Annotated in this window: 11 protein-coding genes; 5 read left to right on the top strand and 6 right to left on the bottom strand. The window is 66.9% G+C overall.

Annotated features, from left to right (window positions below; translation table 11 throughout):
- Positions 1–118 precede the first annotated feature (118 nt).
- The 3 genes from ACEN9Q_RS20330 to ACEN9Q_RS20340 all read right to left on the bottom strand — a co-directional run bounded on the left by ACEN9Q_RS20330 (position 119) and on the right by ACEN9Q_RS20340 (position 3,840).
- Positions 119–1,204, bottom strand: a complete 1,086-nt coding sequence (locus ACEN9Q_RS20330) for a BON domain-containing protein (RefSeq protein ID WP_495625813.1) — start codon at positions 1,202–1,204, stop codon at positions 119–121.
- A 91-nt stretch (positions 1,205–1,295) separates the two neighbouring features.
- Positions 1,296–1,994 carry an NUDIX hydrolase gene (locus ACEN9Q_RS20335; protein ID WP_495625814.1) on the bottom strand — a complete coding sequence of 233 codons (699 nt, stop codon included), beginning with the start codon at positions 1,992–1,994 and terminating at the stop codon, positions 1,296–1,298.
- A gap of 118 nt (positions 1,995–2,112) precedes the next feature.
- Entirely contained in the window at positions 2,113–3,840 is a 1,728-nt protein-coding gene (locus ACEN9Q_RS20340; RefSeq protein ID WP_495625815.1) for a DUF8614 domain-containing protein, read from the bottom strand.
- 206 nt (positions 3,841–4,046) lie between these two features.
- On the opposite strand from ACEN9Q_RS20340, the gene ACEN9Q_RS20345 reads away from it, so the two are divergent.
- The gene (locus ACEN9Q_RS20345) at positions 4,047–5,789 is read left to right on the top strand and encodes a DUF4214 domain-containing protein (RefSeq protein ID WP_495625816.1); all 1,743 of its coding nucleotides are present in this window, start codon (positions 4,047–4,049) and stop codon (positions 5,787–5,789) included.
- Between the two features lie 41 nt (positions 5,790–5,830).
- Here the strand turns inward: ACEN9Q_RS20345 and ACEN9Q_RS20350 are convergent, their stop codons facing one another.
- The 3 genes from ACEN9Q_RS20350 to ACEN9Q_RS20360 are packed head-to-tail and all read right to left on the bottom strand — an operon-like array spanning position 5,831 to position 10,121.
- On the bottom strand, positions 5,831–7,315 hold the full coding sequence (locus tag ACEN9Q_RS20350; protein WP_495625817.1) for an efflux transporter outer membrane subunit: 1,485 nt from the start codon (positions 7,313–7,315) through the stop codon (positions 5,831–5,833).
- Between the two features lie 23 nt (positions 7,316–7,338).
- Positions 7,339–8,949 carry a DHA2 family efflux MFS transporter permease subunit gene (locus ACEN9Q_RS20355; RefSeq protein ID WP_495625818.1) on the bottom strand — a complete coding sequence of 537 codons (1,611 nt, stop codon included), beginning with the start codon at positions 8,947–8,949 and terminating at the stop codon, positions 7,339–7,341.
- A 14-nt stretch (positions 8,950–8,963) separates the two neighbouring features.
- On the bottom strand, positions 8,964–10,121 hold the full coding sequence (locus ACEN9Q_RS20360; RefSeq protein ID WP_495625819.1) for an HlyD family secretion protein: 1,158 nt from the start codon (positions 10,119–10,121) through the stop codon (positions 8,964–8,966).
- 112 nt (positions 10,122–10,233) lie between these two features.
- Here ACEN9Q_RS20360 and ACEN9Q_RS20365 point away from each other — a divergent pair, with 112 nt between their 5' ends.
- The 4 genes from ACEN9Q_RS20365 to ACEN9Q_RS20380 all read left to right on the top strand — a co-directional run bounded on the left by ACEN9Q_RS20365 (position 10,234) and on the right by ACEN9Q_RS20380 (position 13,464).
- A complete protein-coding gene (locus ACEN9Q_RS20365; RefSeq protein WP_495625820.1) occupies positions 10,234–10,899 on the top strand; it encodes a TetR/AcrR family transcriptional regulator in 666 nt (221 codons plus the stop codon).
- A gap of 125 nt (positions 10,900–11,024) precedes the next feature.
- Complete coding sequence (locus ACEN9Q_RS20370) at positions 11,025–11,210, top strand: hypothetical protein (RefSeq protein WP_056447229.1); 186 nt, start codon at positions 11,025–11,027, stop codon at positions 11,208–11,210.
- Positions 11,211–11,538: 328 nt separating this feature from the next.
- Positions 11,539–11,961 carry a DUF2141 domain-containing protein gene (locus ACEN9Q_RS20375; RefSeq protein WP_495625821.1) on the top strand — a complete coding sequence of 141 codons (423 nt, stop codon included), beginning with the start codon at positions 11,539–11,541 and terminating at the stop codon, positions 11,959–11,961.
- Positions 11,962–11,970: 9 nt separating this feature from the next.
- Positions 11,971–13,464 carry a carotenoid oxygenase family protein gene (locus ACEN9Q_RS20380; RefSeq protein WP_495625822.1) on the top strand — a complete coding sequence of 498 codons (1,494 nt, stop codon included), beginning with the start codon at positions 11,971–11,973 and terminating at the stop codon, positions 13,462–13,464.

Here is a 13,464-nt window from a genome sequence, read left to right on the forward strand (position 1 = left end):
ACCGTGCCCTATCTACCGCAAAAATAATTCGCGGCGGGTGCGCAACAACTTGTGGTAGTTCAGCAAAAAAGACGGCCGGCTACAAACGCCGGCCGTGGATGAGCTTAAAGCGGATGACTTATTTGACCTTGATGGCGCTCCTGACGCTGGTGACGCCGTCGACGCCCTTCGCGACCTGCACGGCCTTGTCGGCCTGTTCCTTCGAATTCACGAAACCGCTCAGCATCACGACGCCCTTTTCCGTCTCGACGTGGATACCCAGCGAATCCAGGTTCGGCTCCTTGACGAGGTCGGCCTTCACCTTGGTGGTGATGGCGGTGTCGGACGCGGCCAGGCGCGTCTTGCCGGTGGCGTCGCGGGTCTTGTCGGCCGTCTCGTCGCCGGTGCGGTCCATCGCGTTGTCGGTCTTCCGGGCAAGCGTCGAACCGGCCTCCTTCGTCTTCTCGACGGCGGCGTGGGCCACTTCTTTCGTCTTCTCAACAACTGTCGCGGCCGCGGCCTTCGTTTTGTCGGCTGCGGTCACGGCAGTGTCGCGCGTCTTTGATGCGACGTTTTCGGTCGCGTTCGCCGTGCGGTTGGCGGCGTCGGCGGCGTTCTCGCGCACGGCCGACGGCTTCGTTTCGACCAGGCAACCGGTCTTCGCGTTGGCGCCCATCTGCGCGCACTTGTCGACGGCGGCCGCCTTGGCCGGATCGCGCGTATCGGTGCCGGTCACGAGGCCGCCGGACGCCGTGCTGCCGCTGGCGCCGCTGGCGCCGCCACTGCCGCTCGAACCGGTGGCCGTCGACCGCTCGGTGCGCTCGGCCTTGGCGTCGGCCAGCGCCGCCGTGTGCACGGACTTGGCGTTGTCCATGCAGCTGTCCTTGTCGGCGCCGTTTTTGGCGTCGCAGCGGGCCTTGGCGAGGTCGTATTCGGCGTCGGCGACGCTGGTGCGCGCGCGGGCATGGCCGGTGGCCGTGTTGTTGTACTTGGCCAGCGCATCGGCTTCGGTGCGGGTACGCATCAGCCGTGCCTCGGCCATACAGACGTCCTTGTCGTTGCCGCTTTTCGCATCGCATTTCGCTGCCGCCGCCCGGTATTCCGTCTCCGCCTTGTGCGTGAGATTACGGTAGGTGGCAGGGTCGTGGTTCAGTGCCGCGGTCGGCGCCGCGGCAAAGCTCGCGCCTGCGGCCGTCGCGAGCAAGGTCGCAATCAGCGTTTTCATGGTCTTGTCCCTTGTGTTGTTTGTTGTGACAGCCAGATTTAACGCCCTGACGGGCAAGACCTCTGTGCGGCACCGTACACTTGTCGGACAATCAATCATCGCTCAGCAGGCCTTCGCGCCACAACGGCGCCGCGTCCTCGAACGGTTTGCCGGCGGCGCCGAAGCGGGCCCCGTCGCGCGCCAGGCGCACCCAGGCCCGCGTATCGTGGCCGTTGTGCGCCACCGGCTGGTCCTGCCTGAGTTGTTCCAGCCAGGCGTAGATGCGGCCGTAGTCGCCGGGGTGGCGGTCGTGGGTCCAGGCCAGCGCGACGAGGTCGGCATAGCCTTCCTCGCGGCGGGTCTCGCGCATCGCCTTCGACGCCGCCAGCAGCGATGGATCGGCGGCCGTCTCCTCGCCCGTCTCGACGAAGCCGGCCGGCAGCGCATGCCAGGCGCCCTGCGCATAACGCCAGCAATGGCCGATCTCGTGGGCGGCCATTGCCTCGATCAATTCTCCCTGCTCATCGGCCGGCACGCCCTCCAGCTGGCGCTCCGCATTGGGATTGCCGCGCAGCGACAACACGAGCTTGCAGCGGCCGCCGGCAAAGCCCATGGCCATCGGCACGTCGTTGGGTCCGGCCTGCGGCTGCACGACGATGTCGATCGGCAGCTTCAGGCCGCGCGAGTATTCAAGGACGGGAAACGCGGCGCCGAGCCAGCGCTGCTCCAGCGGCGTGAGGTCGGCGGCGCATGCGGGGACGGCCTGGGCAGCCAGGCCCAGGACGGCGGCGGCGAAAAAGACTTTGGACATGGAGGGCTTCCCGATGGATATATGAAATGCCTAACGGCAATTCTAGTCCCCGTTCAACCCTCGTCCTCAGCAATATTTTCGCGGCTGTCCAAAAGCGTAATGTTGCCGGAAAAGCCGCTCAGCGGTGCGCCGGCACCAGCTTGGCCGCCGTCACGAACGCCGGGCGGATATCGTTCGGCACGGCCTTCATCTTGTCCAGCCCCTTCTGCACGTCCGGGCGGATGACGACGTAACGCTTCATGAGGTCTTGCGCACGGGTGTAGTCGCCCAGCGCTTCGATCGTCAGGAATTCGCGGTCGAGGTCGGCCACGGCGCCCTTGATCCTGGCAAAGTCGACGGAGAACGTGCCGTCGCCGTGCGACACGAAGCCGCCCTTGTCGAGCAGGTAGTTGACCTGGATGGCCATGCCGCGCGCGTGCGAATCCGTCAGGCCGAAGTGCAAGGTGCGGAAGGCCGACGCGAGGTAGGTGTTGTACAGCTTGCGCTCGGCAGCAGGCCCCTGCCCCAGCGAATCCTTCAATTGGCCCTTGTCCATCATGTACGCGAGCGCCCACAGGCCGGTGACGTCGGCCTTCGCTTCCTCGATGGTCGAGTACGTATCCTTCAGGTCCTGGCGCGGCGTGGACGGCTGGCCGTTCTGCGTCGTCGCGTGCGGACCCAGGCCGTGCATGATCTCGTGCGCGAGGATGTGCGTGAAGAACGAATCGAAGTCGAGATCCTTCTGGTCGGCCGGGCGCAGCACGAGCTTCGAGATCGGCGTCAGGGTCGCCTCGAACTTGGCTTCCTGGACATTCTTGAGCATGATGCGCTTGGAGCCGCGCTGGCGGATGATGCGCTCGTCGTTCGGCAGGTTGTACGCGGCCGTCTGCACGCCCATGTTGCCGTCGCCGGCGCCGTACACCTGGTTCACGACGACCATCGGCGCGAGCGCCCCGACCTTCGGATTGCGGTATTTCGGATCGAGCGGCAGGTTGTTTTCCAGCTCCTGCATGTGCTTGCCGAAGAAGTTCAGCTTGTCCGTCTCCTTCTGGTCGCGCACGTTCACGTACGCTTCGAACGCGGCCTTGTAGCCGAACAGCTCGTCGTTATACGTCTCGTACGGGCCGATCGTGACGTCGACCGGGGAATCCAGGTCCATCCACGCGAAATCGGAGGCGAGGTAGTCGTTCGACAGGAACGCGTCGGCGCGCAGGTTCAGGAATTTTTTCAGCGACGCGTTGTCGGTGGCGTTCGCCGCGTCCTTCAGCAGCCTGGCCAGTTTTTGCAGCTCGGTACGGTATTCGTCCGAGTATTTCACGACAGTGAATTTACCGGCCTTGTCCTTGCGGATCACCGTGAAGAACCATTGCGCCTGCTCCCTCTCGGCCGGCGGCAGGCCATTCATCCACGTCTCCAGCGCCTGCTTGGTCGCCCCTTCCGGATAAAAATTCGCACCCGGCGGCTTCTCGGCCGGGATCTGGATGCCGGCGTACTCCGCGGGCATGAAGGACTGGTTGCCGTCGATGATCGACCACGGCCCCTTGTTCAGCCAGAAGTAATCGCGGCGTGCCTTGCCCAGCGGCGTCGTGTCCTTTTGCAGCGCGGCCCACAGTGCCTCGTTGCCGGACCAGCGCTGGCGCAGTTGCAGGATGTCGACGATCTTCGCCGCTTCGATCAGCCTGGCGATGGCGACGCGGTCGCCGGCCGACAGCCTGGCCGTATCGGCCGTCAGGTCGACGGGGGCGAAGCGCCTGGTCATCGACTGGAGCTGGGTCACGGAGGCGGGGGCCGCTGCGGTATCAGAGGCGTGGACGTTGGTGCACAGGGTCGCTGCGGCCAGTGCCAGGGGGGCGAGGAGTTGCTTCATTGGGGTCCCTTGTGAGGTTTGCAATCTTACGATTGTAATCCTGTTCAGCAGGGATCGGACAGACGTTGGAAAGGACGGCGCGTGTGATTTGGTGAGTCTTGAAGTTTGGCGAAGCGATATACTCATTTCCTTTTGGCAAACTGTCAGACAGGCACCCACCCCTCACGCCGGCCTGCCCTCGGCGGTTCATAGGAGCTTGATCCCTCATGCAAATTACAAACCTCAAGAACCAACAGAGCATCAAGTTCATCGATGGTTCGAGCCAGTCTCCGGACATGACCCAGGCCGGCAATTACCTGTACGTGCTCGATAACAATGCCGTCGTACGGCTCAACCTGGACGGTACGCTGGACACGTCGTTCGACGGCGATGGACTGGCCTACCTGGGACAGCCCGGTCTGCGTCCGTATCAGGTGTCGGCCGACGCCTCCAGCCTGAGCGTATTTTCCGCTATCGACAAAACGTTTCCGAACCTGACGCATCAGGTGACGACCTTCCCGCTGAACGGCATCAGCGGAAACACGTCGACGACGACGACGCTGCCGGCCCTTCAGGGCGACGGCGCCGGCCTCATCGCGCACGGCAGGGACAGCGTCTACCTGGCCAGCAATACGCAGCTCCCGAGCCTCGTCAAGATCGATGCCGGCGGCCATGACAGCGCCGCGTTCTCGGCGAACGCCACCGCGGTGCTCCAGCAGAATCATGTCTACGTGGACGCGACGGCCGAGGACGCAACCGGTCGTGTCTACGTGCTGGGCTCGATCACCGTGGCGGCCGACTACACGGCGAATACGCCGGCCCATCAGGCGCCCCAGGTACTGCGCCTGCTGCCGACGGGCCAGATCGATGCGACGTTCGGCCAGAACGGCATCGTCGACCTGGACAAGCCGGCCCAAGGCATGGGCGCGAATTCGATCGCGGTGCTTGCCGGCGGCGATGTGCTCGTCGGCCTTGCCGGCGAGGATGCCGGCATCGTCCGCTTGCATTCGGACGGCACCCTGGACACGGCGTTCGGCACCGCGGGCCTCGATACCATCAACCTGAACGGCAAGCTGGGCGGCGAGTACGCCAGCGCCATCCTCGTCGATGGGGACGCCGCGTTTGCGGTCGTCGCCTCATATCCGAGTTACAAGGTCACGCTGGTGCCGGTCGACGCGCACGGCTTCCTTCCCACGGCGGGGGTGACGGCGTTCGACACGACAATCCAGGAACACCTCGGCGCGCACATCGATCCGGCGACGAAAACGATCGTGCTCGCCGCACCGACCTGGAAATCGGGCGGCATCGAAACCGTGGCCGTCAACTATACCGTTACGGGTCCGGTGCCGACGGCGCCGCCCGTCGTCGGCACGAGCGGAGACGACAAGTTCGCCAACACGGCAAGCGCCGACAATGTCGACGGCGGCGCCGGCACGGATCACCTGGTCTACGCCGGCAATTTCGCCGACTACTCGGTGCGCGTCTCCGATGCCGGCGCGACCGTGACGGATCTGGCCACCGGTGCGACGGACACGCTGACGAACATCGAACGGATCGATTTCGCCGACAAGTCGCTCGGCTTCGACGCCGACGGCACCGGCGGGCAGGCCTACCGCCTGTTCCGGGCCGCGTTCGGACGCGCCCCGGATGAAGGCGGGCTCGGCTTCTTCATCAACGCACTGGAAAAAGGCCTCCCGCTGGACAAGATCGCACAGGGGTTCGTCGACTCGGTCGAATACCACGGCTATTACGCGGGCATCGCCGGCCATGCGCAACTCATCGGACAGTACTACCAGAACATCCTCGGCCGGCCTGCGGAACAGGCGGGGCTGGATTACTGGACGCATGTGCTGGACAGCGGCGCCGCGACGGAAGCGCAGGTCCTGGCCGCGATCAGCGAAAGCGGAGAGAATCATGCCGCCGTCATCGGCAGCATCGAGAAAGGATTTTTGTACACCCCGTACGGCTGACGCCCGGCCGGCGATCCGGATGTCATGCCAGCAGCCGGTGCTCAGCGCGACGCCTGCGCCACCGTCGCTTCCGGCGCCGCCTGCTGCCAGCCGCCGCCCAGCGCGCGTGCCACCGACACGGCGGCCAGCAGCCGCTGCGTGCGGATCTGCGCGGCGGCGCGGTCGGCCGCGAGAGAGGACCGCTGGGCGTCGGTGACGTCCAGGTAGGTCGACACGCCGCGGTCGTACCTGGCCTGCGCCACCTGCACGGCGCGCGCGGCGGCCTGCTGGGCCTGCACCTGCACGTCGCCCTGCTGCTGGCGCTGCTGCACGTCCGACAGCGCATCCTCGACTTCGCGCAGCGCCGTCAGCAGGCGTGCCTCATGGTTCGCGACGGCTTCGTCGTAGCGCGCCCTGGCCAGGTTCAGGTTGGCACGGTTGCGGCCGCCCTCGAATACCGGCAGCGACAGGGCCAGCGGGCCGAACGAGAACTCGCGCGCGCTGCCCTTGGCGAGGTTGCTCAGGTTTTCCGACGCATAGCCGAAATTACCCGTCAGCGACAGGCTCGGATAGAACGCGCCCTCGGCCACGCCCACCTGGGCATTGAAAGCCTTCAGCGTGGCGACGCTGGCCGCGAGGTCGGGACGCTGGCCCAGCAGGCTCGCCGGCAGGCCGACAGGAATCGAGGGCGGCTGCGGCAGCGCGGCGCCGGCGGCCGGGGCGAGGATCGGCTGGCTCGGCGACGCGCCCACCAGCACGGCCAGCGCGTGTTCCAGCGTGTTGCGCTGGCGCTGGGCTTCCTGGATGTCGGCCTCGGCGTTGGCGCGCTCGATGCGGGTGCGCGACACGTCCAGCTCGTTCGACAGGCCCGCGTTGAAGCGCGCCTCGATCAGCTGCTGCGATTCGCGCCGCGTGGCCAGCGCATTGTTCAGGATGGCGATATCCGCATCGAGGCCGCGCAGCTGCCAGTACGTCGTCGCGACCTGGCTCGACAGCATCAGCATGACGCCGTCGCGGTCGTCCTGGGCGGCCAGCGCCTGGGCGTCGGCGCTTTCCACGGCGCGGCGCACGCGGCCCCACAGGTCGAGCTCATACGAGAAATTGGCGCCGATGGAAAAATCGTTGCCCTTGATCGACTGGTGGCCGAACGTCGCGCCCATCGCGCTTTCGGCCGACGTGCGCGAATTCGCGATGCCGGCCTTCACGCCGACGGTCGGCAGCTGGTTGGCGCGCACCACGCCCAGTTGCGCCTGCGCCTGCACGAGACGCTCGGCGGCGGCGCGCACGTTCGGGTTGTCGTGCAGGGCGCGCTGCTCCAGCCGGGCCAGCGTGGCGTCGCCGAACACGGTCCACCATTCGGCCGGCAGGCGCGCGGCCTGCTGTGCGGCCTCCCCTTGCGGCTCGGCCGCGGCATGGCGCCAGGCCGGCGCCGCCGCGCTTTGCGGCGCGACGAAATCCTTGCCGACGGTGCCGCAGGCGGAAAGCAGCGCGGCGACGGCAACGGCGACGGCGGTGTGAACGACAGGTTTGATATAAATAGTTTTCATTCTTTTATCCATGAATGCTTGGTTCAGTGGCCACCGCCACCGCCGCCGCCGGGCGACTTGATCTTGTCCGAGAACCACAGCGGGATGATCGCCGCCAGCAGGATGGCGCCGACGAGGAAGAAGCCATCGTTGTAGGCCATCACGAACGATTCGCGCCGCACGATGCGGTCGATGGCGCCAATGGCCTGCTGGGCGGCCGTCGCGGGGTCGAAGCCCTTGGCGATGAAGGCTTGCGTCAGCGTGTCCAGGCGGCTCTGCGTCGCGCTAGCGACCAGCGACACCGATTCGCCCAGGCGCTCCGAGTGGAAGTGCTCGCGGTTCGTGAGCGCCGTCGCCAGCAGGGCGATGCCGACCGAGCCGCCCAGGTTGCGGGTCATGTTGAACAGGCTCGAGGCGGACGTCATGTCCTTCGGCTGGATGCCGGCCATGGCGAAGTTCGACAGGGTCAGCATCACGAACGGCTGGCCGAGCGCGCGGATGATCTGCGACAGCATCAGCTGGTCGTAGCCGGTGTTGGCGTCCATGTAGGCGTTCATCAGGCACGAGACGCCGAACAGCGCAAGGCCGAACGAGCACAGGAGGCGGTTGTCGATCTTCTGCGACAGGCGCGCGACGAACGGCATCACGAACAGCTGCGGCAGGCCCACCCAGGCGATCACTTCACCGATCTGCATCGGCGAATAACCGGCGATCTGGCCCAGGAACAGCGGCAGCAGGAACGAGGAGCCGTACAGGCCCATGCCGATCACTGCGGACAGCCCGGTCGCGACGAGGAAGTTGCGGTGACCGTACAGGCCCAGGTTGACGAACGGGTCGCTGCGCCAGAAATTCGTCACGACCCAGCCGAGGATGCCGATGATCGCCAGCGCCGCGAAGGTGATGATGAAGCTGGACTGGAACCAGTCCTTCGAATTGCCCTCTTCCAGGAAGATCGTCAGGCTGGCGAGGCCCAGCGCCATGAAGGCGATGCCGAGCCAGTCGGCCTTGTACAGCGCCTGCAGGTTCATGGGCTCGCGGTCGATGCCCCAGTACATGCCGGCGATGAGCAGCACGCCCGGCACCCAGTTGATGTAGAAGATCGACGGCCAGCCGTACAACTCCGTCAGGTAGCCGCCCAGCGTCGGGCCCATCGCGGGCGCCAGCGTGGCGGTCAGGCCGAACATGGCCATGCCGACGGCGCGCTTGGCCGGGGGCAGGCGCGTCATCACGAGCGTCATCGCCATCGGGATCAGCGCGCCGCCGGTAAAGCCCTGCAGCATGCGGAACACGATCATGCTGGACAGGTTCCACGCGGTGCCGCACAGCGTCGAAAAGGCGAGGAACAGCGCGGTCGTGAGCATCAGGTAGCGGCGCTGGCCGAGGGCGCGCACGAACAGCGCCGTCATCGGGATCACCACGATCTCGGCGCACAGGTAGGCGGTCGAGATCCACGAGCCCTCTTCCTGCGTGGCCGACAGCGTGCCGAGGATGTCGCGCAGCGAGGAGTTGGTGATCTGGATGTCGAGCACCGCCATGAAGGCGCCGAGCATGCCGGCCAGCACCGCGATCCAGGTGCGCGCGTCGATGCGCGCGCCGTTGGCCGGCGCCCCCGGCGGCGCGTGCGGCGCCATCGGTTTGGTGATCGTCGTGGACATAGTGCGTTCCCGGTTTATTGAGCAAAGGCCTGCTGCTGCGGCGCCTTCTGGCGCAGGTCGATCTCGACGACGGTCGACATGCCCGGCACGAGGCGGCCCGCGTATTTCTTCAGGTCGTCCGGTGCAAACGTGATTTTCACGGGCACGCGCTGGACGATCTTCGTGAAGTTGCCGGTCGCGTTATCGGCCGGCAGCAGCGCGAACTGGTTGCCCGAGGCCGGCGAGAAGCTGTCCACGCGGCCGACCAGTTCGTGCTTGGGCAGCGCGTCGACCTCGACCTTGACTTCCTGGCCCGGCACGATGCCCGGCAGCTGCGTTTCCTTGAAGTTGGCGACGACCCACACGTCGTCCTGCACGATGGCGGCCAGCTGCTGGCCCGGCTGCACGCGCGCGCCGACTTCCACGCTGCGCTTGCCGACGCGGCCCGAAACCGGCGACACGATGCGGTTGTAGCCGAGCTGCTGCTGGGCGTCCTTCAACTGGGCCTGCAACACTTTTACCTGGGCCTTGAGCACGTCGCGCGCCGCACCGGCGGCGGCGATCTGGGCCCTGGCGGCGGTGGCGTTGTCGCGCCGTGCCGTGACGTCGGCCGTGGCGCCGGCACGCGCGGCCGTGGCGGCATCGACCTCGGCTTTCGAGACGGCCTTCATCGTGCTGTTGTACAGCTGGCCGTAACGGTCGGCGTCCTGCTTGGCGCGCACGAGGTTGGCCTGGGCCTGCACGACCTGCGCCTGGGCGGCGGAGGCCTGCGCCTTGGCCTGCTCGACGGCGGCGTCGGCCTGCAGGATCTGCTGCTGCACGCTGGCGATCTGGGCCTGGATCTGCTCGACCTTCACGCCCTGGTCGGCCGGGTCCAGCTCGGCCAGCACGTCGCCGGCCTTGACGATCTGGTTGTCGTCGAACATCACCTTCGTGACGACGCCCGGGATGCGCGACGACACCGGGTGCACGTGGCCCGTGACATAGGCATTTTCCGTCTCGACGAAATAATGGCTGCGGTACCACATGCGGCCGCCGGCGGCCAGCGCGGCGGCGGCAATCAGGCCCACCACGATCAGCACGCGCTTCGGAGGCCCCTTGGCGGCATTGGCGGGCGCCCCCTGGGCTGCCGGCGCGCCCGGCGGAACGGCGGCGACGGGCTTGTGGTCGACCGTGGTTTGCGTATCTGGCATGTGAACTCCGAAAAGAAATGAAATTGGTCAAGCGCATTATTGGACAACTTTTTGGCAAAGTCAAGAAATGAAACGGTTGCATTTCATTTGAGATCGGGCTACAGTGTGAACCATGGACAAACATATGCATGACGCGGCCGAATGCTCCGGCAAAGCCGCAGGCCGGCCCAAGGCCGCCGACGTCGAGGCGCGTACGCAAGAGCTGTTGCAGACCGCCGCCGCTCTGTTTCTCGAGAACGGCTACACCAAGACCAGCCTCGAAGCGATCGCCCGCGCGGCCCACGTGGCGGTGCGCACCATCTATGTGAAATTCGGCGGCAAGGAGGGCCTGCTGGCCGCCGTGCTGGCCGCCAAGCGTCACCGGTTCTTCCGCAGCCAGCCGATGGAGACGGACCCCCGCCCGCTGCGCGAGATCGTGGACGACTTCGCGCACCAGATGTATGCCCTGATCACGTCGCAGGAAGCCATCGACCTGCAGCGCATCGTGCTGGCCGAGGCGCCCAAGAACCCGGAACTGGCCGAAGCGTTCTGGAACGGCGGCCCGCTCAAGACGCGCGAGATGCTGGGGCGCTTTTTTGCGCGCCCCGACATCCGCGCCCAGATGCGCCCCGACGTGCCGCTCGAGCTGCTGCCCTGCCACCTGATGGCCACCATCACCGGCGAAATGATCATGAACCTGATGCGCCCGCACCGTCTCGTGGACCCGGACAAGGCGCAGCGCGACCTGAAAGGCCGGCTCGAGCTGTTCTACCACAGCATCTTGCTTCACCGGACTTAATTCCATTTGGCAATGTGCGTCATCGCACCGACCCGATGTGTGGGAAACGGCATCCTGAGTTCTTTGAAGGAGGATGTCATGAAAAACAACAATGTCAAGACGGCAGTTCGCCGCAAGGAGGGTGCATGAGCAAGTCATCCCGATATGAATGGCGCGACCAGCAGGCCGCGCTGCACGAGCGCATGAACGGGTTCCTCGCCAACCCGAGCAATGAACAGCTCGAGGCCGTCGTCGCCGAAATGCGAGCGTACGCGGCCGCGGCCCAGTCCGGCAGCATCGAAATTCCGCAGCGGTGGACCGCTTACGGTTGAGCTAGCGTGGGCACCCCGTGCCCACGCGCAATCGGCTCCGACACGGACGGGCACACCGGTCATTCACGCGCCGGTTGAACGCGTGGGCGGGGGCCGCCCACCCTACGTGCGGCGCGGTCATGGTTTTGTAGGGTGGGCACCAGTGCCCACGCGTGACGTTCGCGGTTCGTTGGCGCGTGGACCGGACGGCAAGCCCACCCGCCCCCACACATTTCACGCTCTTCCACCGCATTTCGCGCCACCCGGCTGCATGTCGTCGCATTGCCGACAAGACCACGACCCGCCTGGCTACAGTGTGTCCATCGAGACAACGACACTGGAGCCCACCATGATCCGCACCGCCTTCCTGGCCCTGGCCATCGCCGCCCCGCTTGCCGCCCCGCTTTCTGCCCACGCCGCCGACCTCGTCATCCACGTCGGCAACGTCAAATCCGCCACGGGCCAGGTGATGGTCGCCCTGTACGACGCCGCCGGCAGCTTCCTCAAGCGCCCGGCCCGCGTGACGAAAACCCCGGCCAGCACGGCCGGCGCGACCCTCGTCTTCCACGACCTCGCACCGGGCAGCTACGGCTTCTCGGTCTTCCACGACGCCAACGACAACGGCCGCCTGGACACGAACCTGATGGGCATTCCCACCGAGCCGATCGCCTTCAGCAACGACGCGCAAGGCCACATGGGCCCGCCCGCCTTCGACGCCGTCAGGCTGGCCGTGCCGGCCGCCGGCCTCGAGACGACCGTGTCCCTGCGCTGAGAGGCCACCATGCAACGACGCCAATTCCTCAAGGCCGGCGCCGGCCTCGCCGCCCTCGGTCTGTCCGGCCTCGCCCGTGCCGACGCCCACACGACGTATCGACGCTTCCACGCCGCCCTCGCGCGCGATCCGGGCCTCGTGGTGTACGCGAACGTCGACGGCAACCAGCAGGGCGCAGCCGTGGTCGAAGGCCGGATGCCGGCCGGACTGCAAGGCACGTTCTTCCGCAACGGTCCCGGCCGCTTCGAACTGGGCGGCGAGCGTTACCGGCACTGGTTCGACGGCGACGGCTTCGCCCAGGCCTGGCGCATCGGCGGCGGCACGGTGTCGCACCAGGGCCGCTTCGTCGAGACGCGCAAATTCCTCGACGAGTCCGCCGCTGGCCAGTTCCTGTATCCGGCCTTCGGCACGAACTTCGCGCGGCGCGGCTTTCGCGACAACGACAGCCTGAACACGGCGAACACGAACCTGCTGCCGTTCAACGACCGGCTGTACGCGCTGTGGGAAGGCGGTTCCGCGACGGAGATCGACCCGGCGACGCTCGCCACGGTCGGCATCCACACCTGGCGCGACGACCTGCGCGCGATGCCGTTCTCCGCGCATCCGAAAGTGGAGCCCGACGGCACGCTGTGGAATTTCGGCGCCCTGCCCGGCGCCGACAAGGTGGCGCTGTACCGCATCGGCGCGGCCGGGCAAGTGCTGCAGGCCGGCGTGATCGAGGTGCCGAAGCTCGCGCTGCTGCACGACTTTGCCGTCAGCGCGCGCCACCTGATCTTCGTCGTGCCGCCGTACGACATCGCCGCCGACGACAACCTGAGCCTGGCCGAACGCCACGTGTGGGCCGGCCGTACGCGCGGCGCCCGCGTCGTCGTCGTGGCGAAGGACACGCTGGCGATCCGCCGCGTCTACGAACTGCCGCCGCGTATGGTGTTCCACTTCGGGAACGCCTGGGACGAGGCCGGCGGCGCGGTCACCCATTTCGACCTCGTGCTGCACGACGGCGACTTCCTGGCCGCGGCGGGCCGCGTGATGGAAGGCGTGCGCGAGCCGAACCGCCCCGCCGCCCACGCGGCGATGCGCGTCAGTCTCCACCACGCCAGCGGCAGGGTCGAAACGGTGCGCCTGCTCGACGGCGCGGAATTCCCGCGTGTGATGCCGCACGTCGTCGGCCGCCGCCACGGCCGCCTCGCCGTCCTGTCGAGCGATGCGCGCAACGCGTCGCTCGTGCTGGACACGGTGAACGTCGTCGACGTCGACAAGGGCCGCGCGGACAGCTGGCGCTTCGGCCCCGGCTGGCGCGTCGAGGAACACGTGCTCGTGCCGCGCACGGGCGCGCGATCCGAAACGGACGGCTGGCTCGTGGGCGTCGCGCAGGACACCAACACGACGACCAGCGTGTTGACCGTGTTCGACGCGGCACGCGTGCACGCCGGCCCGCTGGCGCTGGCCCGGCTGCCCTATCGCACACCACATTGTTTCCATGGTAACTTTCTGGCTGCTTGA

The sequence above is a fragment of the Massilia sp. Masssp93 genome, from assembly GCF_059491295.1.